Raw genomic sequence first — 23,505 nt, forward strand, 5'->3', positions numbered from 1 at the left:
CGTCCTTTGCCGGGCTAGCTGTTCATCTCTCAGTTCGTTTGATCCGGCACCCTCCGGAAATCCGAAATTCATCAAGATTCTGCTTGGCAAGCCGTGGCGGATCTTGCAATTTCCGCGCCCGCCCGCTTCCCGGGCACTCCAAAGAGCTTTAATACCATGGCCGTATCCATCCGACTCAACCGCAAGGGCACCAAAGACCGCCCTTACTATAAAATCGTTGCCGTTGACAGCCGCAAGCGTCGCGACGGCCGTTTCATCGAGCAACTCGGCACCTACGATCCACTTCTTGAAGGCGTGAATTACACCATCGACCTCGCGATCGCCGACAAATGGCTCGCCGTCGGTGCCAAGCCTTCCGAAACCGTGAACAGCATGATCCGCAAGGCTCGCACTGCTGCCGCCGCTCAGGCTTGATCCGCTGATTTTCTGAATTCTCAAAAACCGTGTCCCTGCCAAGGAACACGGTTTTTTGTTGGGTTGTTATCTTCCCTTCAAAGTTCGATGTTGAGCGTTCGATGTTCGATGTCCCCTCCCCCATTTGCTTCGAGCAGTTCATGGCGAAAGCCCTGCACGACCCCGAAACCGGCTACTACGCGAGGCGGATTTCCGGCGTCGGCCGGAACGGGGATTTCACCACCGCGCCGATGCTCTCGGATGCTCCGGCGCAAGCCATCGGCGCGTGGGCGGCACGGGCGATGCGTGAATCCGGCTGCCGGAACTTGATCGAAATCGGCCCCGGCGAAGGACGCCTCGCCGCCGGAGTCCTCAAAAACCTGCCGTGGCATCTGCGTTGGAAAACCCGGCTGCATCTGGTGGAAACCTCGGTCCCGCTCGCCGAGCGCCAGCGGAAACTGCTCGGAAATCGCGCCACCTGGCATCGCACCATGCGCGACGCCATCGCCGCCTGCGGAGGAAACGCCGTCATATTCTCCAACGAACTGGTGGACGCCTTCCCGGTCCGCAGATTTCAGAAAACCGCCGAAGGCTGGCAGGAACTCGCCGTCAGTTTCGACGAGCAGCGCCGCGCGCATGAATCGCTGCTCCCGCCCGCGCCGTTGCCGGACTCATCCGGATTTCTCGAAAGCCATCCGCCCGGCCAATGCATCGAAGTCCACGATTCCTACCGCCGCTATCTGGCGGAGTGGCTGCCGCTTTGGAAATCCGGGCGCATGCTCACCATCGACTACGGTGCCGCGGCGGAAACGCTCTATCACCGACGGCCCCGCGGAACCGTCCGCGCCTATCTTCTCCAACAGCGCCTCGAAGGCCCCGCGATCTATCAAAACCCCGGCCGCCAGGATCTCACCGCGGATGTCAATTTCACCGACCTCCAGAACTGGAGCCGACCGTGGATCAGCACGCAGCAAGTCATGAGCTTCGGCGAATTTCTCCAAGACGCGCCGGCTGAGTGCGGGCTGGCGTTTCTGGTGCTGGATCAAACGCGGTGAATCCGGCTGAGACAGCCGGGACAGATTCTCAATTCCGACCGCCCCGTCCCCTGCCACCGCCCCACATGCCGCGACCTTCGACGATGTTTTTCTTGGCCTCGTCCGATAGGGCGGTGGAAGCCTCCACATATGCCTTGGCCGCCACGGGATCCTCGCGCATCCAGCGCATCGCCGCCACTCCGACGGTGCGGTTGCGGTCGGCCTCGTCAGTGATGGTTGTGGCCACCTCGATCAACTCGGCAGGCGCGCCGGTGTTGTTACTCCAGACGTAGGATTGCACGGCGCTGTCGCGGACCGGACCGGGTTGGTAGGAATTGACGAACGCAAGCGCGGCAATCGGATTCTTGCCGATCATGGCCGGCATCAGCTGCCGCATCGCGTCGCGCTGGGCTTGTTCGCTGTCTTGTTCCTTGAGGAAATCCGCAGCCGCTTGGGGGTCCTTCCGCGCGAGATCCTCGACCACGTCGGAGATCAAGCGGTCCTTGGCATCGCCGGCTTCCATCGACGCCACCTGCTTGGCCGCCGCGGCCGGATCGTTGTTGGAAAGTCCGCCAATCGCGGAGGCGAGCGCCGCTGCTTGCTCGTCGGCCGGCAACGTGCGAATCCAAGTTTGGGCTTCGCCGAAATCAAGAGCGCCATACTGGGCGGCCACCGAGGCATAAGCTCCAGCCCTGTCAGCGGGATCCATTTTCCCAAGCATCTCCGCCGCCTTGCGGGGATCGGTCTTGGCGACTTCCCCGACAACGGCGGACATCGCGGCGGCCTTGCCCGTGGTGAGGGAATCGGCCCAAGCCAGCGCGGCGGCAGGGTCCTGACGCGCCCACTCGCTGGCGATGATCGACGACGCGCCCTGCCCACCCATCGGTCCGCGGCCGCCGCCCATCATGTCCATCATGGCGAACTCGCGCGGGTTTGCGGCGAAATATTTGGCGGCGTTGACCGGGTCCACGCTGGCCCAGCTTTGGAGAATGGTCGGACGGACAAAACCGCCCGCCATGCCCATGGTGCTGGAAAACGCCATGGCCGCCGTGGGATCGACTTCCGCCCACCGGCCGAACAACAGGAACGAGGCCAACATCCGCTCGTTCATCGGAAGACTTTCGAGTTTAGCCGCCTCTTCCGCGAGCTGCTCGGGAGTGAGGCCGGCATAGAAATCCAGAAGCGCCTGGGTGCGGTTCGAATTGCCAGGCATCCGGGCGATTTCGCCAACGCTGCCACCGGAATGGCTTTTTCTGGCATTCTCACCCGCGGAGGAACCGGCCGAGCGAGTGGACGCGCGCGTCCGCTGCGCCGGGTTCTCGATCGAAGAATCGTTCCCCGAGGCCGGACTTTTACCGGAAATATAACCGCCGGCAGCACCCACCACCAACGCCACAACAGGAACAACCCAGGATTTATTCATAAATGTAGGCGTTTGAACCATCCGGAATGCCGATGGTTGCGGTTTTCTTCAAAAAAAACCCGGCGCGGCGGCATTTGATTCATGTTCGTATTTCCGAAGTCGCAGGGTTCAATCTTTGCCTGTGAAAACCAACGCCGGACCGTCGGCTTTCAAGGTGACGGTGGATGCGAATCGCGCGATGCCCTCGGCAACTTTCGCCTGGATTTCATCCGCGCCAAGCGTGATGCGGACTCCTTCCGACAACCAGGAAAGTTTGACTTCGTTCAGCACGAGCTTGCCTTGGGCCAGCGTGAGCCGCGCGGACCAGGGTTTTCCCGACGGCTTTTTCTGCTCGAAACTCCCCCACCCTTCAGCGGCGGTGAATGGTGCTTTGAAATCGTCCGGGCCGACTTTCGGATCGAAGCCGATGACGCCCGCCGGACCGTTGTAGGAAAATCCGCAGGCGGCAAGGAACAGCGAGTAGCTGGCGTTGGCGCGGGCGTAGTGGTCGGAGCACTCGATCTCGTTGTAGGGATTCCGCTTCGAAGCCGAGTAGCGGTCATGGACGGAGCGGCCGATGGCGAGGCCGCGTACGGTAAGCGAGCGGGGGTCGGCGGGATTTTCCAGCAAGCCGCCGACGTCGTTGAATTCGGTGCTGCCTATCGCCGCGCCTTCCTGGACCATGTGCGCGGCGACCTGCCACTCGAAGCCGCTCATGCACTCGTTGAAATAGGCGTATTGCCAGTGTTTTTTGAAATCATCGCGCAGTCCGCCCTTGGGCCACGTGCACATGACAAGTCCGGCTTCGCTAGGCATGGCATAGAAACGGCCCAACGCGAAGGCCCGGCGGAAGCTGCCGATCTCGGGAACGAAGTTGTAGCGCCACAGGCTGTGCAACGCGGTGCGGATGTTCGCGGCGTCGTAGATGCGGCCGAGCCCGACCTGGGACGCCCACCATTGCCCGATGACCTGGTCGATATAACAGCCTTGGCCGACTCCGATCGCCGTAGCATGGGCGGGATCCTCGTCCTGGATGTAGAACTCGCCGTTGAAGAGCGTGGCGATTTTTTCCGCACCCATCGCGTGGACCTTTTCACACTTGCCAGCGAAGTCCTTGTCGCCCATTTCCAAGGCCATGCCACGGCCAGCTAACAGCGAAGCAAGATAAAGCGAACAGAGGCAGTGGACCTTGCCATACCACTCGGCGTCGAGCGTGTTGTGCTGTTTCCCGTCGAGCAGTCCATCGAGTCCGCCGCGCCCCTCCTCATCGAAGCGGACGAGCCACTCCAGCGCGCGCTTGGCGCCGGGCCAGACGCGTTTCAGGAACTCGCTATCCGCCGAGCCGAGATGCTCGCGCCAGGTGCGGAGGATGATGCCGGTCTGCGAGTCGATGGCGACGGTGTTCGCCGCCTCCGCGCGGAAACGGATGCTGCCATCCGGGTTGATGGCGACCCCGAAATCGGTGACCTCGCGCAGGTTCCTCTCGATGTCGGGAAACAAGCGCGCGACGCCCTGCGCGTAGTGCCAGACGTGCGCGCAGGTGCCCGGGCAGCAGCCGACGCCTTCCCACGCCCAGAAGCGGCGGTCGGCGAAGACGTGGCAGTTGGTGGTTTGAAGGGTGTTGGTCGTTAGGATGGAGCGATCGAGCAACCATTGCGGAAGCGTGGAGTCGTTCCAGGTGGCGACCCAGCGCATCGTGGCGGCGCGCAGCTCGTCGAAACGATCCGCCACATGCCGGGCAACGGCTGCGGCATCGGCGAAACGGGTGGTGTGGTGAGGCACTTGCTTGCCAGCTCCGGGCAGCGCCTTCATGTTGGGGAAATGCCAGGTGAGGAGAAAACGGAACGTGGTCTTTTCGCCGGGCTGGAGCTGAAATCCGGCGCTGAGTTGATCGGTGGAGTTGGTTTCCGTTTTCGAAGCATCGCCTAGCAGGGTGAGCGCGGCGGTGCCGAAGTCACCGGCGCTGGCGCTGGTGCCGGCGTCTTCAGGCGGTTCGTGGAGCAGGATGGTCCGTCCGTTTTCCCTGAGGACCCGCGAGGTGGGCTTGGGGCCGGATGGCTGGCGCGAGTGGATCAGCACGGGGTTTTCCCACAGCCCGGCGAGGCGTCCCTTGACAGGCTTGTCGCTGCGGTTTTCCACCGTGTATTCCATGAGGGTGACTGGCAGGGACGAGTCGTCGGTGGCGAGCGGGATGAAGGGCGTCCACGATTCCAGCTTCACGCTAACAGGTGAAGACGGGTCCGAGTAATCCACCATACCGATCGGCCAGCGCCCGGTGAAGGCAACCTTCTCCCAGCCGGTTAGATCGAGCGGCCGGGATTGTGGATCGCCGTCGAGGGTGAGCGTGAAGCCTTGTTTGAAAGGGTTTGGCTGGTTGTCGGCGGTCGGCGGGCTGATGTAGTTCGAGCCGTCGCGCTCCCGCACGCCTTTTCCCGCCCTTTCGATGTTTTCGAGTCCTTGCGGGACCTTCGTCTTGTTGGGAACGACTCCTTCGTGGGGCCGGTGGAAAATGTCCCACACGTAGAGCCGGCCATCTCCGGATAGATAGACCGTGCCACAGCCGATGCCGCCGACGGTCATGCCGATGTTCGGCAAATGGGATTTCTCGCTCGTCCGGATGCCGGCGTCCTCCGCCACGCCGCGCTTCGCCAGCGACAAGGCCCAGGCGGCGGCGAGCTCCTTTCGCGCGGGGACGATTCTCAAATAGATCGAGCTGATCGACTCTGCGGAGCGTCCGAACGACGGAGAAAACGCCCCGGAAAACGCGGTGGCGGCGGTGAGCTTGAGGAACTGGCGGCGCTGGGTGAGGTCGGTCATGGGGAAAGATGGTTTTCGGCGGATCAATCGCGACCCATGGAACGCAGGGAATACGCCGTATATTTCCGCAAATCTGTGGAAATCGCCGGGAAAAATAGTCGCAACGCCGGAGAATCCATCTGACACTCATGCCAATTCCCACCATGAACAAAACCCTGATGCGCCTATCAACCGTCGTTTCCCTCGGGACCGGCATCGCCCAATCCGCGTCCACTTACGAGGAGGATGTCGCGTTTCTCAAAAAACACACGCCGATCATCGAGCTTTCCGCCGGAGGCTCGCGGGTCGCCATCGCCCCGGCGTATCAAGGCCGCGTGATGACCTCCGCAGCGGCCGGGCCGGAGAGTCCCGCCTTCGGATGGATGAATCCGGAAGTCATCGCGACCGGCATCAAGCCGGAGGCCGAACGCGCCGACTTGGCGAAACATATCCACGTCTTCGGCGGCGAGGAACGCCTGTGGTTCGGGCCGGAAGGCGGGCCGTTCGCGTTGTTTTTTCCGCCGAAGGTCGAGCAGGTTTTCGCCAACTGGAAGACGCCGCCGGTGATGGACACGGAAGTTTTCGAGGTGGTCGGGAAGCCATCGCCGACGGAGGCGACGTTTTCGAAATCCTTCCAACTGCCGAATCGCGCGGGCAGCGTTTTTTCGATGGACGTCCGGAGAACCATCACCCTCGCCTCCGGCGCCGAGCTCGCGCAAACCCTCGGCAAGCCGCTGCCGGAGGGCGTCCAGGCCGTCGCCTACACCACCGCGAATGCCGTGAAAAACTCCGGGGAAAATGCATGGACCCGCGAAACAGGCGCTCCCTCGATCTGGCTGCTCGGCATGTTCAAGCCTACGCCTCGGACGACAATTGTCATCCCATTCAAGCCCGGCGACGCCTCCGAACTGGGACCTCGGGCGAACACCGAATACTTCGGAAAAATCCCGGACAGCCGCATCGCTTATGGAGAATCGACGGTTTTCTTCAAAGGCGACGGCACCGAGCGCGGCAAACTCGGCATTCCGCCAAAGCGCTCGAAGGCCGTCGCCGGCAGTTGGCAGGCGGATACCGGCACGCTGACGATTGTGGTGATCCAACCCTCGAAAAACACCGCCAGCGAGTCGTGGCCCTACGTCGATTCCCAATGGAAAGAAGACGTGGATCCCTTCGGCGGCGATCTGATCAACTCTTACAACGACGGCCCGCCCGAGCCCGGAGCCAAGCCGCTGGGGCCGTTTTACGAATTGGAATCATCGAGTCCCGCGCTGCTGCTCAAGCCCGGCGAGTCCCACACCCACACCCAGACGACCGTCCACCTAACCGGGAATCGCGAGACGCTCGACGCCATCGCCGTCAGCGCGCTGGGAGTCGGTTTGGACGCCATCGAAAGAGCCTTGCCCTGAGGACCTTGGGAGACGCTTTCTCTCACTGGAACTGGCCGAGGGGATTGCGTGGAGCCCCCCAACGTCACTCCCAGCTGCCCGAACTTTATTAATAAGGCTGAAATATTTCGCTGGATGCGGAAAATGATTTCAGTTAAGGGACTTGCATCTGTTTCACCCTCTCAACATATGGCAGCACCTGGCGAACACACCCACCACATCAAGATCCGCTCGACCCAAATGGAAATGTCGTCCGCGGGCAGCTCCAGCCGCGACGAGGATTACGACCGCAAACTCAAGGACGCGCAGGACGAACTCGACCGGATCCAGCTCCAGCGCGAGGAACTCGAGCGCAAGAAAAGCGAGCTCGAGGAGCTCACCACCCGCAAGCGCGGTTTCCTTTCCCAGCAAGTCGAACTCACCGAAAAGCTCACTTCCTCGCTCACTCTAATCGACCGCGAGTTGTTTGAAATGCGCCAGGAGGCGGAGGACCTGGAACAATGCCGGACCTGCTTCGCCGCGCACCTCGACAAGATCCAGAAATTCAATCCCGAGAGCTGGAGCCGCGACTACCTTTCCGAGAAGCTCGAAAAAGCCTCGATGACCATCGACATCGCGGCGGATGAATACGACCAGGCCGCGGCGCATTTCGAAGGCAGCCGCAGCGGCGCGATTTTCGGCCGGGCCTCGAAACGCGGCCGCTCCGCAGGCAGCCGCCGCGCGGGGAGCTCGGAGTTCGTGGCGAACCTGCGCAACGGCTTCGCCTTCAACCTTCCACTCGTCGTCCTCGGCGGATTGGCGCTTCTCGTTTACCTCGCCAAATAGTCCAACCCACCCCGCACACCATGAGCCGCAGCACCCTTCTCAAAGAAGATCTGGAACTGAGCCAACTCCGTGAAGCGGAGCAACGGCTTCTCCTCCTCCAGAAGGAATGCGCGGAAATCCCCAGGAAGCTTGCCCAGGAGCAAATGGACCGGGCGTGCACGATGCCGCCACTCGCGGACATCGCGGACCGCATCCGGATGAAGGCGCACGGTGACCTCGTCTCCCGCGGAGAAGCGACTAACATCCTGCGCGATCAAAGCCGCAGCCTCATGCTCCTGGTGCTCCTGCTGGCAGCCACCGGCACCTTGATCTGGTGGGGCATCAGGTTGATGCAGGGCTGAGCGCCCTGACAAGCCGGTGATTTCGAAATTCACGGGCTTGCGCCGCGCGGCATCCGGGACAAGATGCGGCATGTCTCAAATCCCCGCATCCGTCGCCGCAGTCTCCTTGAGCTGCCTGCTCTCAGTTTTCGCCCAGCCAGCCGTGCCGGGATTCGACGCTGCCCGCGCCACCTTCTCCCATGATGGGGAAATGGACTTCGACGACAGCCCGGGGAGCCTATCAGTTTCGCGCTTCGAGCTCCGCTCGGTCTTGTCCAAGCCGATTGCGCCGGCGGACGGCCTGACGATTCTGCCGTTTTTCGAATACGAAGCGACGGATCTCGACTTCAACGACACGCCCGCCGCCTTCCCCATCGGCGACGAGGATCTACATTCCCTCAATCTCAGCGCCTTCGCCATCTCGATGCGCGAAGGCTCGCCTTGGATCTATGGCGGCTGGGCGCGGGCCGAGCTCGCCACGGATTTCCAAGACGTCGGGGAAGATGACTTTACCTTCGATCTCGGTGGTGGTGCCGGCTACCGCTTCAATGAGAAATTCACCCTCGGCTTCGGTGCCGTGGTGCTCAATCTCAACGGCGACACCCAGTTCTATCCGGGCATCGGCTTCGACTGGATGGTCAACGACCAGGTCCGCGTCGGCCTCTATGGCCCGACGTTCATCGCCGCTTTTTCCTTCGATGAAAACTGGCTCTTCAGCCTGCGCGGCGATGCCGGCGGCGGCATCTGGAACATCCGCGACGAGGGCGGCCAATCCCATTCCATCGACCTTTCATCCTACCGCCTCGGCGTCTATGCAAGCCGCCGCCTGTCAGGAAATTTCTGGCTCACCGCCGGAGCGGGTGCCACAGTCGGCAACGACATCCGCCTGACCGAGCCTGACGGCGACCGGCTTTTCAAACAAGACATGGACGCCGGGCTGTTCGCCCAAATCGCCCTGCGGATGAAGGCGTGGTGACCGGATCAAGCCTTCGCATTCAAGCGCGCTTCCAGCTCCGCCCACTGCGCCTGGCCGACGATATAACCGATGCAGCCCTCCTTGCCGCAGAGGCAGGGATGGTCTTCATAACAGTCCACATCGAAGCCATAGTCGAATGTCAACTCCTCGCCCGCGTTGATGTCGCAGAGCGAGTGAATGAAGATTTTCCGCCCCACGATCCACGCCTCGCAATTCGGCGCGCAGGAATGGTTGATCAGCCGCGCGGTATTCCACGGCACGTTGCCGTCGATGTCGTAATTTTTTGAAAGCGTGAAAATATAGACCGCAGCATCCCCCGTTTGGAGGGATTTGGCGTGCTGCGAATTCCCGCGGGTCTCGCTTTCCTGCTTGTCGATCAACTCGCCGACATACTCGATGATCTTCGTTTCCTTCGGGATGAACGTCGTCGCGTAAACGCCGCGGCCGTGGATTTCCGAGCCGCGGACCTCGCAGTATTTGCTCTGCCCCCGGTTCCACAAAGCGACGAGCTTGCGGTGCAACACCTTCTCCTCCGAAACAATCTTCTTCTTTGATGCCATGGCCGTGATACTAACGAGATTCGCGTTTTTCCAAAGGAGGAAGTTGGAGATCCTGCGGCAAGGTGCCGAACAAGCCGCGCAGGTCATTCACCGTCAGCCCGGAGCCGTCGATAAAAGTCCACTCGTTCCGGTCCTTGTCCGAGATCGCGATCTGGAAGCCGATGCTCTCGATCACCAGCGGCTTCGTCTCCCCTTTGCGGATAATCCGGAACTTCGTCACCGTCGGCACCAACACCAGCCACTTGGTGAAAATCAGGCTTTCGACCTCCACACCGTTGACCTTTTCCACCTTCTTGCCGGGCCCGACCTCATACGACCGCGGCTGGCCCTGGGGCTTGAAGGAAATCATGCTGATCCCCTGCTGCACCATCTGGCGGGCCACGCCGGCGAGTTGTTCTTCGAGTTTTTTCATGCCGCCCATCCGGTTGGCGGTGCGCTCCTTCCACAGCGGATTCATGCGCTCCACCGCCACCTGATAGCGGCCCATCACCACTTCGTCGCCCAGGTTCGCGACCGCGGCCGAGGCCGAGGCCACCACATCCGCCGGCGCGGCGGAGACGGGTGCGGAAGGAATTTCCTCCTTCGAAATCTTGGGCAACGGAGCCAGCGGCGGCGGGCCGCCCTGCGCGGATACATGGCCGGCGGCCAGCGCCATGACCGCCATACTAGGAACGAAAAACATCAATTTCACGCCGCATGGATGGCCGCTGTCCCGCCTCCCGTCAAGCTTGGCTGAATTCCGCTTGGATTTCCCGGCGGCTTTGCGTAATGCTCCCGCCCCCATGGCGAAACAGGCACTCGGAAAAGGACTCGGAGCACTCATTAAAAAAAGTGTCGCTCCATCGGCAACCGACGCCTTGATCGCGCCGGACGACTTCAAACGCGTCCGCGATGTCCCTCTCGACCACGTCGTTCCCAGCCCGCTGCAACCGCGCCTCCAGTTCGTCGAATCGCCCCTCGACGACCTGATGGAGTCGATCCGCCAGCACGGCATCATCCAGCCGCTCATCGTCCGGATGGTCGAAGGAAAATTCGAACTCATCGCCGGCGAACGCCGCTGGCGGGCCTCGAAAAAACTCGGCCTAACCACCGTGCCCGTCATCGAGCGCGAGGCCTCCGACCGCGACGTGCTGGAAATGGCGCTCATCGAGAACCTCCAGCGCGAGGACCTCAACCCGATGGAAGAAGCCGCCGGCTATGTCCGCCTCGCTGAGGAGTTTTCCCTCAAGCAGGATGAAATCGCCACCCGCGTCGGCAAGTCCCGCGCCAGCGTCGCCAACGCCATGCGCCTGCTCGGCCTGCACCTCGACGTGCAAATGCTCGTCGCCCAGGCCCGCCTAACCGTCGGCCACGCCAAGGCGATTCTCGCGATCAAGGACCACGACACCCAGCTGCTCGCCGCCGACCAGATCATCCGCCGCCAGCTCACCGTCCGGGCCACCGAAAAACTCGCCCAATCCTACCTCAACGGCGATTCCCACGAGCCCGGCGAGGCGAGAAAAGGCCCGGTCACCCGCGAGGTGGACATCCACGTCCGCGCCATCACCAACCGCCTCCGCGAGCACCTCGCCACCCACGTCGCCATCCAGCATTCCTCGAAAAAGGGCAAAATCGAAATCGAGTATTACGGCGACGACGACCTGCAGCGCCTCATCGAGCTGCTCGGCCTGCCGGGCGGCGATTGATTTCCCGCGTCACTCACACTTGCCCCCGGCATCTCCGCTTCTTTTCCTCCGCATGAAGGCCCTCTGACCGGAGACGGCCTTCGCTTGCGCTACCAGCCGCCTCCGGCGTTTTTCCTATTCGACCGATGCGCGTTTCCGGCACCGCTCGCGACATCCTGCTGGTCCCTGAACCCGGCACCGCATGGCGACGGTCAAGCCACCATGATCTCACCGATGGGAAGGCAACGCACCCTCAAGGGCCTGGCGACTCGGAACCCCACGTCGTCCTAACAAGTAGGTGTGTTTTCCTGGCTGCCAAGTGCCTGCGGTGAGCTCCTCATGCAGGCGCACGGCGTGCATTTCCCAGCGGGCGTGGAAGCGGGCGGCGGCGTGGCCGCTCATTTTCCCCTGCATCGCGGCGCGGGCGGCAGCCATTACGTTTTCCAGCGAGCAGACTTGCGGATGGAGGTTGTTGTTGGATTTCACCTTCCCAGCGCCTCGATGAATTCCTCCACGCTCACGCCCGCCTGTTTCAGGATGCCGGAAAGCGTGCCGATTTTGATCTCGGCATGCATGGGCACCACGCAACCGGCCTCATCCCGCTTCATCACCACACGGCTGCCGCGTTGGCGGGCTTCCTCAAAGCCGAGCTTCCCGAACGCCTTGCTGCATTCCCTCACTCTAACAACCGGCAACTTGGGCATGGGAAACTTCAAAACAGGTTAAGACCGCAGGTGCCTTCGACTTCATGGGGAAAACCTCCAGATACAGCTCAGTGGCCTCGCGCAGATTGCTTACGGCCTCATCAAAGGTCTCGCCCTGCGTGGTGGTTCCCGTTTCGGGATTGAAGGCCACGTAGCCGCCTTCTTCGGCTTCGGTAATGACGGCACTGAAAATCATGGGGGGAATGTGAATCAGCATGGAGGATTTGTCGAGGTCCGGCTTTTCAACCAGCCGCCGACCATCCGGCCGCATTCGTTGAGCTGGAGGGCGCTGAACTCGAATTGCAAGAGGTAGGGCGGATCCGGCCCGGTCCGCCCACTTTTCCGCCGAATGGCGGTGCCAATGAATCGCGGGCGAAGAGCGAAAGAAATGCTCTAATCCATGGCCTTTGCGGGCGCATTTCACCCTCGGGGGCAGTCAGGGCGGGGCGAGGCCGCCCGGCCCTACCACGCGTTCCAGAACCCACTTGGCGTAGGCATACCACTTGACGAGGACCAGTGGCGCGTCATTGGCAGGTTGTTTCATTTTTCAGGAAAAAATTTCGTCCGCCTGCGGCGGAAGGGTTTGTAGCGGCGTCTCTATGAGCGTCGCAGCCAATGATAAAGAGCGAAGGCGCTCTTCATGCGCAATCGACGGTCACAGACCGCCGCTACAAAGCACCTCATTGGCTTGGTGGACAGGAGTGTCCACCCTCCTCATTCAAAAGGACAAAGGGACAAAGGATCAAAGGGGAGAACTAACGCTTTCGGCGGGCGAACATCACCACGCTGGTCAACATCGACAGGAGCATCGACGTTGGTTCAGGGACACTGGCGACACGGAACCCGATGCTGCCGAACTCGCCCGTGGGGTCGCCGTAGTTGCGAAACGAGGAGAGCAAGTCTTTAGGGTCCCCGCAGTAGAACAAATGCGCCTTCCTTGATGGAAAAATGTTACGCTGCGAGGGTTGACCCCAGAAACTGACCCCAGAAACAGGGGGCTGATGCGCCAATTTCGTGCGGGATCAGCACCGGGCGACAAGAGGATTCTTTCGTCACTCGCGCTTGCCCCCAAGCCCGTCACGGTTTAGCAAACGGCATCAAACGACGTTCCTTCAGCCTTCTCCTCGCCCGGCGGTATCTCAATCCCCGCCGCTCCATGCTGTCCTCGTTCAGCCTGATCTCGCTGCTCGGCGTGATGCTCGGCGTGCTGGTGCTGGTGGTCGTCATGGCCGTTTACTCCGGCTTGGAGCGCAACGTCAAGGAACGCCTGCTAGGCTTCACCCCCCACGTCCTGCTGAACCAAACCGGCAACTCGCCGGATGGCCGGATGACCGATTGGGCGGCCGCCGCCGCGAAAGCGAAGACACTTCCCCACGTCGAATCCGCCACCGCCTACGTCTCGGACAACGTCATCGTCGACGTCCAGTCCTGGCAGCGTCCGGTCCTGTTCCGCGGCATCGACACCTCGGACCCCGCTCAAGTCGCGGGCATCGCCAAGATGCTCGATCTCGAAAACCATCCCGCCTCCACGGCCGATCTCGGGATCGACGACCGCGTGATCATTTCCTCGATCCTCGCCGAGCAGCTCCAGCTCAGCGTGGGCGACAAGCTCCGGCTCTACTCCACCCGCAATTTCGAGGAAGTCATGCGCGCCTACAAAGCCACGGAAAACCCGCCCGTGCGCGAGGCCTTCGCCGAGGCGTGGAAAACCAACACCACCACCCTCGCCAGCGCGTGGCAGTCCGACGGCGAGAAATTCACACTCCCCTTCGGTGCCTACCGCGAGACCTACGCCGCGTTCGAAACCATCCTCGCCGAAGACATCCGCGAACCCGAGCACGAGCTCCTCGCCAGCATTCTCATCGCCATGGATTCCTCGGAAAAGGACGACACCGCCCAGATCTTCCGCTTCACCGCCGAGGCCAAATCCGAAATCGAAAAAGCCATCGCCGACCTCAACACCACCGACGCCGGGAAGATGGACGGCGAGACGCTCAAAGGCCTCAAAAGCGTGGTCCTGCCGAAAGAAGCCGAAGTCACCGGTGTCTATCAAGCCTCGCAGATGGCCGTGACGCCCGACCTTTTCGTCCCCCTCCCCCTCGCCCAGGATCTCGCAGGACTCGGCCAGGCCGTGCAAGGAATCGCGCTGCGTCTCGACGATCCCTACAACGCGGAAACCTTCGCCGCCGAGGCCCGCCAGACGCTCGGAGACGACTGGTCGCTCCTCACCTGGGGCCAGCAATACCAGTCCTTTTTTTCCCTCATCGAGCAACAGCGCGGCATGATGTATTTCATGCTCTCCTTCATCATTCTCATCTCCGCCTTCTCGATGATGGCCGTCATGTTCACCGTCACCATCCAGAAGCGGAGGGAAATCGGCGTCATGAAAGCCCTCGGCGCGGCACCCGGCCAGATCGTCCGCGTCTTCCTCTATCAGGGGATGATCCTCGGCACGCTCGGCGCCATCCTCGGCGTCGGACTCGGCCGCGTGGTCATCCATTTCCGCGGGGAAATCCAAGCCGTCCTCCGCGGCATCGGCTTCGATCCCTTCGCCGCCTCGTTCACCGGCTTCACCATCCTGCCTGCCCATAACAACCCGCTCGAGCAGGCTGTTTTCGCCCTCATGGCCTTCATCCTCTGCTCGCTCGCCGCGCTCGTTCCCGCCTTCTTTGCCGCCCGCAGCGACGCGGCCAAATCCCTGCGCAACCTCTAACTCATGGACATCTGGATCATTCGCAACGGCGAGAAAGCCGGCCCCATCCACGATTTCGAAATCCGCCGGAAAATCGAAACCGGCGAGTTGCCCGCCACCACGCCCGCCTGGCACGAAGGGCTCGACGCATGGAAGCCTCTTATTGAAATCGACCTCTTCACCCGCGAATTCGAACTGGCCGCCATTCCCAGCCCCCCCGAAAACCCTCCGGGTCAAATCCTCCCGCCGCCGCTGCCCCGAAAAGCCGTCTATGGCAGGCGTTTCTGGGCCCGCTGGTTCGATCTCTATCTCTACTCCGGTTTTTGGTGGCTCGCCATGTGGGCCGTCGGCCAGGACATCGAAGCCGCCCTTCTCAATCCGTGGGTGATGTTCTTCCAGTGCGTGCCGTGGTTCGCCCTCGAAGCCCTGCTCATCCACAAATTCGGCACCACTCCGGGGAAATGGCTGCTCGGCCTCCAAGTCACTAACAAAGACGGCACGCCGCTTGATCTCGCCGCCGCCATCCGCCGCTCCCTGCGCGTCATGTTCAGCGGCGTCGGCTTCGGCTGGGGCCTGCTCGCGGTCTTTTGCCAGGCCCTCAGCCTGTTCACCGCCAAACGCCTCGGAGCGCCCCTCTGGGATCACAGCGGCGGCCACCAGGTCATCGCCAGCCCGCTGAGCCCCTTCCGCCTCGTCGCGCTCGTCGTCCTGTTCGCCGGCGCGCTCCAGTTGCAGATGATCGTCGTTTCACCCTACCTGTTCGAAATGGCCGGGAAATCGTTCCCCTCCCTCAAGGAGCAATACGAGAAAAACCCGCCCTGGCATCTGCCGGAGCGGTCCAAGGAGCCCTAACCGCTCCCCGCCCCGCAAGCTCCATAAAAGTGCCGGTCTTTCCAAAAATCAGCTTGCCAACCCCGCCATCCGCTTTTATTCGTCCCGCCCCCGCATGCGGGAAATGAAGGCGAGGATAGCTCAGTTGGTAGAGCAGTTGGCTTTTAATCAATTGGTCCTGGGTTCGAGTCCCAGTCCTCGTACTTCCTTCATCACACGCTTGCGACTTCAAGCCGTTCCAGCTTCACCTCACATTTGAGGAATGCCGTGTGTGAATCAAACCGTGCGTTGCTTCCCGCGTTTGCGCGCGGAGACCATGCCAAACCGCCGCTCGCTTTTGCCGGGTTGGCAGGAATGAAAGCTGGATTCCACCGCCAAACTCCGTGCATCTTCCACGCATGACCGCTGCCGCCGCTGGATTTTCGATGCCCCCCGAATGGTCGCCCCAGGAAGCGGTGTGGCTTTCCTGGCCGGTGGAGGATCCGCGCCATTGGGGCGGGGCCAAGCGGGAAATGATCCGGGCGAAATTCGCCGAGATCGCCGCCGCCATTTCGCGCTTCGAACCGGTGCGGATCAACGCGCCGGGCGCGGACCACGCCGCCATCGCCGCCGCCTGCAACCGGGCGAAAGCCGTGCCGGAGCGGGTGCAGCTTTTCGACCACCCCCACAACGACGTCTGGTGCCGCGACCACGGGCCGATTTTCGTGAAGCACGCCGAGACGGGCGAGGTGGCGGTGACGGACTGGGGGTTCAACGCCTGGGGCGGGAAATTCCCGCCGTGGGATCAGGACAACGCCATCCCCGGCCGCATCGCCGCATCGCTCGGCAAGCGCTGTTTCAAGGGCGGCATGATCCTCGAAGGCGGGGCCATTGAAATCAACGGTGCCGGCCAGCTCCTCACCACCGAGGCGGTGTTGCTCAATCCCAACCGGAACCCCAACCTCAGCCGCGAGCAGATCGAACAACGCCTCCGCGACGGCCTCGGCGTTTCGGAAATCCTCTGGCTCAAACAAGGCATCGAGGGCGACGACACCGACGGCCACATCGACGACCTCGCCAGATTCGTCGATCCACAAACCCTCCTCGCCTGCATCGACCCCGGCGGGGCTAACCAACAAATCCTCGGCGAAAACCTCAGCCGCCTGCGCGCCTTCACCGGGCCAAACGGACGCGCCTTCGACGTCCTGGAAATCCCCCTGCCCGAGGCCTGCGAAGTCGCCGGCTGGCGGCTCCCCGTGCTGCCCGCGTCCTACGTGAATTTCCTCATCGTCAACGGCGGCGTGTTAGTCCCCACCTTCCGCCAACTCAAAAACGACGACCGCGCGCTCGGCATGATCCGCGAGTTGTTCCCGGACCGCGAGATCACCGGCATCGACTGCCTCGACCTCGTGGAAGAAGGCGGCACGCTGCACTGCATTTCGCAGCAGCAACCCGCCTGATGACCGACTCGTCCTCTTCAAACATAGCCCAACCGAAGCCTTGGACTACGTTGGCGCATCCGCGGGTATCTTTCGGCGGAATCCCTTCGTCCTTGCGTGACGAGCTCAGTCCGTGGCTTGATCGGTGGCATGAAGGCTTACCTTGATTTGATGCGCGACGTGCTGGAGAACGGCGAGGAGCGCTCCGACCGGACGGGCACGGGGACGATTTCGGTTTTCGGACGGCAGGCGCGCTATGATCTGCGCCAGGGATTTCCCTGCGTGACGACGAAGAAGCTGCACCTGCGCTCGATCATCCACGAGCTGTTATGGTTCCTCCGCGGGGAAACCAACACCCGCTATCTGAAGGAAAACGGCGTGACGATCTGGGACGAATGGGCGGACGCCGAGGGCGAGCTCGGCCCGGTTTACGGCAAACAATGGCGCGCCTGGCCCACGCCGGAGGGCCGGACGATCGACCAGATCCACCTGCTGATCGACGGCTTGCTGGGAAATCCGCACTCGCGGCGGCACATCGTGTCCGCCTGGAACGTCGGGCAAATCCATCAGATGGCGCTGCCGCCCTGCCACTTGCTGTTTCAATTTTATGTCCACGAACCGACTGACGGCGGCCGCCCCGGCCTCTCGTGCCAGCTCTATCAACGCAGCGCGGATTTGTTTCTCGGAGTCCCCTTCAACATCGCGTCCTACGCCTTGCTGACGAAAATGGTCGCCCACGTCTGCAACTACGAGGCGCGGGATTTCGTCCACACCTTCGGCGATCTCCACCTTTATTCGAATCACCTGGTGCAGACTGAACTCCAGCTCTCCCGCGAGCCGCGCGCCTTGCCGAGCTTGTGGCTGAACCCGGACGTGAGGGACATCGACGCGTTCACCATCGACGACATCCGTTTGGAGAATTACGATCCGCACCCGCACATCAAGGCCCCTGTCGCCATTTGAAAATGAGCATCCGCCTGACCGCCATCGTCGCGATGACCCCGGATCGCGTGATCGGCCGGGCCGGAACGCTGCCTTGGCATTTGCCGGAGGATCTCGCGTTTTTCAAACGGACCACCTCCGGCCACCCGATCGTGATGGGCCGGAAAACCTACGAATCCATCGGCCGCCCGCTGCCGAAGCGCCGGAACATCGTGCTGACCCGCGATCCAAACTGGTCGGCCGAGGGCGTGGAGGTGATCCACCGGCCCGAGGAACTCGAAACGCTGCCGGGAATCGAGGGCCAGGTCTTCATCATCGGCGGCTCGGAAATCTACGCGGCGTTTCTGCCGCTGCTGGATGATCTGCTGGTCAGTCACGTTTTCGAAAGCCACCCGGGCGACACCCGCCTGCCGGAATTTGAATCCGGATTCCCACAGTCGGAGATTTTGGAAACGCACGCCGCGTTCGAGGTGCGGCGGCACTTCCGCTGAGCCGGGCTTTGCTGCCGAGTTTCGGCTTGCAACTCAAATTCCTCTGCATTAATAGTCCCGGCACAGCTTCTGACGAAAGAAAGGAGTGGGTCTCGCACCCACTCTTTTGCGTCTCCGGACATCAGCAGCGCGATCGCAGACAACGCCAGTTATGACCAACGATATCGTCGCCCTCATTGAGTATTACGAAAAGGAAAAAGGCATCGACCGAGACAAGGTCGTCGCCGCGCTGGAGTTCGCCTTCATTTCCGCCTACCGCAAGATGGTTCCCGGCGCCGATGCCATCGAAACGCTGCGTGCCGAGGTGAACACCAAGAAGGGCGAAACCCGGATTTTTGCCTTGCTCACCGTGGTGGCCGATGAGGACTACTCGGACAAATTCAACGAAGTCCCCCTTTCCACAGCGATCAAGAAAAACCCTGAAGCCCAGGTCGGCGAGATCCAGGAATTCAACGTCACGCCCAAGGATTTCGGCCGCATCGCCGTGCAGACCGCCAAGCAGACGATGATGCAGCGCCTCCGCCAGGCGGAGAAGGAAATGATTTACGAGGAATTCAAGGACCGCGCCGGCGACGTGGTTTCCGGCACCGTCCGCCGCTTCGAGCGCAACGACGTGATGATCGACCTCGGCAAGTTCGAGGGCATCATGCCGAACCGCGAACGCGTGCAGGGCGAGGACTACAACATCGGCGACCGCATCCGTTGCTACGTGCTCGCCGTCGAAAACGAAGGCCGCGGCCCGGAAATCATCCTTTCCCGCAGCCACCCGAACTTCGTCCGCCGTCTGTTCGAAGCCGAGGTGAACGAAATTTCCGACCACACCGTGGAAATCCGCGGCATCGCCCGCGAAGCCGGATTCCGCACCAAAGTCGCCGTCTGGAGCAGCGACCCGAAGGTCGATCCTGTCGGTGCCTGCGTCGGCATGCGCGGCGCCCGCGTCAAAAACATCGTCCGCGAACTCAACAACGAGAAGGTCGACATCATCCGCTGGAGCGAGGACCCGAAGGAATTCGTCCGCGAGGCGCTCAAGCCTGCGGAACTCCGCTCGATCACCGTGGACGAGGCAAACCACGTGGTTCACGTCACCGTCGATGAGGCCGACCTCAGCAAAGCCATCGGCCGCAAGGGCCAGAACGCCCGCCTCTCCTCCCGCCTGATGGGCTGGGACGTCCAAGTCCGCCGCGACGAGTCGAAGGAAGAACAATTCAAAGAAAAAATCGGTGGCGCCGCCCACACGCTCGCCGACCAACTTGGCATCACCGACGAACTGGCAGGCAAGCTCACCCTTGCCGGCGGTTTCAACCCCGAGATGGTGATCGACATGCCGGCCGACTACATCGCCGCCGCGCTTGAGATCACCGAGGAAGCCGCCGAGGCGATCCTCGTTCGCGCTCACGGCATCGTCAGCGGCACCGCCGCCGCCGCCTCTAACGACTGATTTCCCACCTGCCCATTATTCCCACTTCAACTCTTCCACGAACTCTGCAAAGCCGGATGCCCGAAAATAGCGACAGCTCTCCCAAGAAAACCAAGGTTCTCGATCTTCTCGAAGCAACCAAGAAACCTTCGCGCCGCGAGCGCCAGCGCAAGGAGGCAGAAGTCGTCCCGCCAGCTCCGAGCGTCCTCGACGCCCAAAAAGCCAACGCGCTCGATCTCTTCGCCGAGGAGAAAAAGCCGAAAGTCCGCAAGAGCACCCGCACCGGCAAGGCCGTCCTCGGAACGATTTCCAAAATCCTCGACGCCGAGGAACCAACCGTCGCCAAGGAAGCGGAGGTCGTCGCGGCTCCCGCCCCGGTCGCAGTTGAAGCCGTCGCTCACAGCACTGCCGAAGAAGTTTCCGACGATCCGAAGCTGATCGTCATCAAGCCCCCGATCCTGGTTCCAGCCTTGGCCGCCCGCCTCGGGCTGAAGCCGTTCAACATCATGGCGGACCTGATCAAGATCGGCGTCTTCCCGGCTCCGAACCAGCCGCTTGAGCCTGAGATCGCCGCCAAGATTTGTGAAATCCACGGCTTCGTTTTCGAACGCGAAAAGCGCGACAAGGACAAGGGCGTCCACAAGGAAGTCGTCGTCATCAAAGAGCCGGAAATCGTCGTCGAGGAACCCGTCGATTTGCTCAAATACCGCCCGCCCATCGTCACGATCATGGGCCACGTGGACCACGGCAAAACCTCGATCCTCGACTTCTTCCGCAAGTCCAAGGTCGTCTCCGGCGAAGCGGGTGGCATCACCCAGCACATCGGAGCCTATCAGGTCATCCACAACGACCAGGAAATCACCTTCCTCGACACTCCCGGCCACGCCATTTTCTCCGACATGCGGGCTCGCGGCGCGGACATCACCGACATCGTCGTGCTGGTTGTCGCCGCCAATGACGGGATCATGCCGCAAACGATCGAGGCGATCAAACACGCCAAGAAAGCGAAGAAGACCATCATTGTCGCCATCAACAAGTGCGACCTTCCGTCTGCCAACGTGGACCGGGTGAAATCCCAACTCGCCGAGAACGGCCTGCAAACCACCGACTTTGGTGGCGACACCGAGTTCGCCGAGGTTTCCGCAGTGACCGGCAAGGGCATGGAAACGCTGCTGGAACTCATCGCGCTCCAAGCCGAAGTGCTCGAGCTCAAGGCCAATCCAAAAGCCACCGCCCGCGCCGCTGTCATCGAGGCCCGCGTGGTTCCCGGCCGCGGCACCACCGCCACGGTCATCGTCGAGTCCGGCACGCTCAAGGTCGGCACTCCCTTCATCTGCGGCCCCTACGCCGGCAAGGTTCGCTCGCTCATTAACGACAGAGGCGTGGCCATCAAGTCCGCCCACCCCGGCATGCCGGTGGAGGTCATCGGCTTTGAAGAACTTCCCAACGTCGGCGACCATCTCACCGAGATGAAAACCGAGCGCGAGGCGAAAGCCCTCGCCAACGAACGCCAGGAAGCGCAGCGACTCGTCCGCCTCAAACCGCAGCACCGCAACCGGATGGAGGACCTCTACTCGATGGTCCGCGACGGCGGCGGCAAGGCCCAGCTCAAGCTGATCCTCAAATGCGACGTGCAAGGCTCCGTCGAGGCAATCAGGAAGGCCGTGCTCGACATCAAGTCCGACAAGGTCGAGACCTCGTTCATCACCGCCGCCGCCGGCCCGATCACCGAGTCGGACATTTCCTACGCCGCCTCCACCGATGCGATCATCCTCGGCTTCAACGTCAAGGTGGAAGCTAAGGCAGTGAAATCCGCCAAGGCCGCCAACGTCGACATCAAACTCTACTCGGTCGTTTACGAACTCATCGACCAGGTCCGCGAGGCCATGCTCGGTCTGTTGGAACCGCTCACCCGCGAGACCGTCATCGGCCACGCCGAAGTCCGCCAGATTTTCAAACTCAACCGCGGCCGCGTCGCTGGCTCGTTCGTCACCGACGGCCGCATCCACCGCAAGGCCCACGCCCGCGTCATCCGCGGCGGCATCCCGGTTTTCGACGGCCGGATGTCCACGCTCCGCCGCTTCAAAGACGAGGTCGAGGAAGTCCGCACCAACTTCGAATGCGGCATCCGTCTCGGCGAGTTCAACGAGTATCAGGAAGGCGACATCATCGAGTGCTACAAACTCGAGAAATACGCACAAACGCTCTAAGAAGTGCCGAGTGATCAGTGAACAGTGATCAGGAAACATCCCTGATTCATTGCTCTTCATCTGATCACTGATCACTGATCACTTTAACTTATCCCCATGTCCCGCCGTCTTGATCGAGTCAACGAACTCCTCCGCCGCGAAATCGGCAACGTCATTCAGAAAGACTACGAATGGCACAACCGCCTGGTGACCGTTAGCGATGTCGAGGTCACGCAGGATTTGAAAGAGGGCAAAGTCTGGATCGGCGTGCTCGGCGGCGAGGCCAACTCCGTGATTACGAAATTGAACAAGGACCACGGTGCCATCCAGTCCAAGGTCATGAAGCGCGTGGTCCTCAAATCCACGCCGGTTCTCCGCTTCCACCACGATGCCTCCGCGGTCCGCGGCGTGGAAATCGTCAACCTCCTCGAAGAGGTGGACAAGATTCCGAAGGCCCCGGAAGAAGACGTCCAGCAGGCCTGACCCCCGGTTGCGAAAGATTCCGGCAGCGGGCTCCGTATCCCGTGCAGGATGAAACGACCTGAATTCCAGCTGGCAACGGCCGTGCTCGTGATCGCCTGCAACCTGCCGGCCACCGTGCGCGCCCAGATTCCTCTCAAGACGCCGGCCGGCGAGATGCTGCTGTTCAAATCCAGCGCCGCCTCGCGGGTGGTGGAGAAAGTCCGCTCCGAGGCGCAGGGCGTGATGGTTGAAATCTCCGTCAAGGTCGGCGACCCCGTCGGAAAAGGCCAAGTGCTCGGCCATCTGGAACTGGACGCCACCAAGCTCCAACTCGACCTTGCAAGACACGCCATGGAATCCAAAAGCAACGTCGAAGCCGCCCGCCATCAGGCCGAGGCGTGGGCGGTGACCCGCGAGGAAACCGAGGAGGCGGTGCACAAGCGCGAAATGAAGGAATCCCGCCTGAACTGGGCATCCGCCATGGAGCAGATGCACCAAGGCAACCACGAAATCCAGTTAGACATCGAGAAGACGCAAGTGATCCAGTACGAATATTGGAAACGCCAATACGAGAAGCGCTTCCTGCGGGCTCCGGTGGCCGGCATCGTCTCCGAGGTGGTCGTGGAACCCGGCAAGGCGGTCAACTTCGCGACCCATGTTTTCACGATCAGCAATGACGACGACTACATGATCTCAGTCCCCGTCCCCGCACTGCTCGCCGCGGCCGCCGTGACCGAGACCACGCTCCCCGTGCGCTCCGAGGACGGGAAGTCCGTCAGCCGCGCGAAGGTGGACAGCGTGACCGACGACCCCCGCACGACGGGTGGGAAAACCCTTCGCTTGTTAGTCCATGCCGCCGATTTCCCCGCGCTGATCCGGGCGAAACTCAAGGGCATGAAATTCGACGTCCTGCTGCCCGAAGTGGCGGAGTATGGCGAGTGATTCCGGCGCGGCTTGGGCGCGTTCTCGTTCCGCCTTGAATGCGCCGCCGGGAAAACCAATGC

Annotated in this window: 24 protein-coding genes and 1 tRNA gene; 17 read left to right on the forward strand and 8 right to left on the reverse strand. The window is 61.8% G+C overall.

Translation table 11 applies throughout. From position 1 onward, the window contains the following. Positions 1-156: 156 nt before the first annotated feature. Together rpsP and AC4DF4_RS01515 are read left to right on the forward strand one after the other, a co-directional pair. Positions 157-414, forward strand: a complete 258-nt coding sequence (rpsP, locus tag AC4DF4_RS01510) for a 30S ribosomal protein S16 (protein ID WP_490046343.1) — start codon at positions 157-159, stop codon at positions 412-414. Positions 415-515: 101 nt separating this feature from the next. Continuing rightward, positions 516-1,448: an SAM-dependent methyltransferase gene (locus AC4DF4_RS01515; protein WP_490046344.1), complete on the forward strand. Its 933-nt coding sequence runs from the start codon at positions 516-518 to the stop codon at positions 1,446-1,448. A 28-nt stretch (positions 1,449-1,476) separates the two neighbouring features. Here the strand turns inward: AC4DF4_RS01515 and AC4DF4_RS01520 are convergent, their stop codons facing one another. Both AC4DF4_RS01520 and AC4DF4_RS01525 read right to left on the reverse strand, forming a co-directional pair. Continuing rightward, entirely contained in the window at positions 1,477-2,640 is a 1,164-nt protein-coding gene (locus AC4DF4_RS01520) for a hypothetical protein (RefSeq protein ID WP_490046345.1), read from the reverse strand. Positions 2,641-2,958: 318 nt separating this feature from the next. After that, complete coding sequence (locus tag AC4DF4_RS01525; RefSeq protein WP_490046346.1) at positions 2,959-5,646, reverse strand: GH116 family glycosyl-hydrolase; 2,688 nt, start codon at positions 5,644-5,646, stop codon at positions 2,959-2,961. A gap of 128 nt (positions 5,647-5,774) precedes the next feature. Between AC4DF4_RS01525 and AC4DF4_RS01530 the strand changes: the two genes are divergently transcribed. The 4 genes from AC4DF4_RS01530 (at position 5,775) to AC4DF4_RS01545 (ending at position 9,131) form a co-directional block, all read left to right on the forward strand. Then, positions 5,775-7,031 carry a DUF6786 family protein gene (locus AC4DF4_RS01530; RefSeq protein WP_490046347.1) on the forward strand — a complete coding sequence of 419 codons (1,257 nt, stop codon included), beginning with the start codon at positions 5,775-5,777 and terminating at the stop codon, positions 7,029-7,031. Positions 7,032-7,199: 168 nt separating this feature from the next. Then, complete coding sequence (locus tag AC4DF4_RS01535; protein WP_490046348.1) at positions 7,200-7,835, forward strand: hypothetical protein; 636 nt, start codon at positions 7,200-7,202, stop codon at positions 7,833-7,835. A gap of 20 nt (positions 7,836-7,855) precedes the next feature. After that, positions 7,856-8,176 carry a hypothetical protein gene (locus AC4DF4_RS01540; RefSeq protein ID WP_490046349.1) on the forward strand — a complete coding sequence of 107 codons (321 nt, stop codon included), beginning with the start codon at positions 7,856-7,858 and terminating at the stop codon, positions 8,174-8,176. Between the two features lie 70 nt (positions 8,177-8,246). Then, on the forward strand, positions 8,247-9,131 hold the full coding sequence (locus tag AC4DF4_RS01545; protein ID WP_490046350.1) for a DUF6268 family outer membrane beta-barrel protein: 885 nt from the start codon (positions 8,247-8,249) through the stop codon (positions 9,129-9,131). 5 nt (positions 9,132-9,136) lie between these two features. On the opposite strand, the gene AC4DF4_RS01550 is transcribed toward AC4DF4_RS01545, so the two are convergent. Further along, positions 9,137-9,691, reverse strand: coding sequence for an SET domain-containing protein (locus tag AC4DF4_RS01550; protein WP_490046351.1), 555 nt, complete (start codon positions 9,689-9,691; stop codon positions 9,137-9,139). A gap of 10 nt (positions 9,692-9,701) precedes the next feature. Continuing rightward, a complete protein-coding gene (locus AC4DF4_RS01555) occupies positions 9,702-10,373 on the reverse strand; it encodes a hypothetical protein (RefSeq protein ID WP_490046352.1) in 672 nt (223 codons plus the stop codon). Positions 10,374-10,473: 100 nt separating this feature from the next. Here AC4DF4_RS01555 and AC4DF4_RS01560 point away from each other — a divergent pair, with 100 nt between their 5' ends. Beyond that, positions 10,474-11,376, forward strand: a complete 903-nt coding sequence (locus AC4DF4_RS01560) for a ParB/RepB/Spo0J family partition protein (RefSeq protein ID WP_490046353.1) — start codon at positions 10,474-10,476, stop codon at positions 11,374-11,376. Positions 11,377-11,583: 207 nt separating this feature from the next. On the opposite strand, the gene AC4DF4_RS01565 is transcribed toward AC4DF4_RS01560, so the two are convergent. From AC4DF4_RS01565 to AC4DF4_RS01580, 4 genes are all read right to left on the reverse strand, one after another. Continuing rightward, positions 11,584-11,841, reverse strand: a complete 258-nt coding sequence (locus AC4DF4_RS01565; protein WP_490046354.1) for a hypothetical protein — start codon at positions 11,839-11,841, stop codon at positions 11,584-11,586. Further along, positions 11,838-12,059, reverse strand: coding sequence for a type II toxin-antitoxin system HicA family toxin (locus AC4DF4_RS01570; RefSeq protein ID WP_490046355.1), 222 nt, complete (start codon positions 12,057-12,059; stop codon positions 11,838-11,840). The genes AC4DF4_RS01565 and AC4DF4_RS01570 overlap by 4 nt, the downstream gene beginning before the upstream one ends. Continuing rightward, a complete protein-coding gene (locus tag AC4DF4_RS01575; RefSeq protein ID WP_490046356.1) occupies positions 12,037-12,255 on the reverse strand; it encodes a type II toxin-antitoxin system HicB family antitoxin in 219 nt (72 codons plus the stop codon). The genes AC4DF4_RS01570 and AC4DF4_RS01575 overlap by 23 nt, the downstream gene beginning before the upstream one ends. Before the next feature lie 559 nt (positions 12,256-12,814). After that, on the reverse strand, positions 12,815-13,069 hold the full coding sequence (locus tag AC4DF4_RS01580; RefSeq protein WP_490046357.1) for a PEP-CTERM sorting domain-containing protein: 255 nt from the start codon (positions 13,067-13,069) through the stop codon (positions 12,815-12,817). A 146-nt stretch (positions 13,070-13,215) separates the two neighbouring features. Between AC4DF4_RS01580 and AC4DF4_RS01585 the strand changes: the two genes are divergently transcribed. The 10 genes from AC4DF4_RS01585 to AC4DF4_RS01630 all read left to right on the forward strand — a co-directional run bounded on the left by AC4DF4_RS01585 (position 13,216) and on the right by AC4DF4_RS01630 (position 23,443). Then, positions 13,216-14,772, forward strand: a complete 1,557-nt coding sequence (locus tag AC4DF4_RS01585; protein ID WP_490046358.1) for an ABC transporter permease — start codon at positions 13,216-13,218, stop codon at positions 14,770-14,772. Positions 14,773-14,775: 3 nt separating this feature from the next. Continuing rightward, complete coding sequence (locus tag AC4DF4_RS01590) at positions 14,776-15,603, forward strand: RDD family protein (RefSeq protein ID WP_490046359.1); 828 nt, start codon at positions 14,776-14,778, stop codon at positions 15,601-15,603. 109 nt (positions 15,604-15,712) lie between these two features. Continuing rightward, positions 15,713-15,785: transfer RNA gene (locus tag AC4DF4_RS01595), tRNA-Lys, on the forward strand. A 195-nt stretch (positions 15,786-15,980) separates the two neighbouring features. Beyond that, positions 15,981-17,021, forward strand: a complete 1,041-nt coding sequence (locus AC4DF4_RS01600) for an agmatine deiminase family protein (RefSeq protein WP_490046360.1) — start codon at positions 15,981-15,983, stop codon at positions 17,019-17,021. A 129-nt stretch (positions 17,022-17,150) separates the two neighbouring features. Further along, positions 17,151-17,963, forward strand: a complete 813-nt coding sequence (locus AC4DF4_RS01605) for a thymidylate synthase (protein ID WP_490046361.1) — start codon at positions 17,151-17,153, stop codon at positions 17,961-17,963. Positions 17,964-17,965: 2 nt separating this feature from the next. After that, on the forward strand, positions 17,966-18,433 hold the full coding sequence (locus tag AC4DF4_RS01610) for a dihydrofolate reductase (RefSeq protein ID WP_490046362.1): 468 nt from the start codon (positions 17,966-17,968) through the stop codon (positions 18,431-18,433). A 151-nt stretch (positions 18,434-18,584) separates the two neighbouring features. Continuing rightward, the gene (gene nusA / locus AC4DF4_RS01615; RefSeq protein ID WP_490046363.1) at positions 18,585-19,871 is read left to right on the forward strand and encodes a transcription termination factor NusA; all 1,287 of its coding nucleotides are present in this window, start codon (positions 18,585-18,587) and stop codon (positions 19,869-19,871) included. A gap of 56 nt (positions 19,872-19,927) precedes the next feature. After that, the gene (gene infB / locus AC4DF4_RS01620; protein WP_490046364.1) at positions 19,928-22,060 is read left to right on the forward strand and encodes a translation initiation factor IF-2; all 2,133 of its coding nucleotides are present in this window, start codon (positions 19,928-19,930) and stop codon (positions 22,058-22,060) included. A 96-nt stretch (positions 22,061-22,156) separates the two neighbouring features. Beyond that, entirely contained in the window at positions 22,157-22,522 is a 366-nt protein-coding gene (gene rbfA, locus AC4DF4_RS01625) for a 30S ribosome-binding factor RbfA (protein ID WP_490046365.1), read from the forward strand. A gap of 48 nt (positions 22,523-22,570) precedes the next feature. Continuing rightward, a complete protein-coding gene (locus tag AC4DF4_RS01630) occupies positions 22,571-23,443 on the forward strand; it encodes a hypothetical protein (RefSeq protein ID WP_490046366.1) in 873 nt (290 codons plus the stop codon). Positions 23,444-23,505 lie beyond the last annotated feature (62 nt).

This window comes from Luteolibacter sp. (assembly GCF_058122085.1).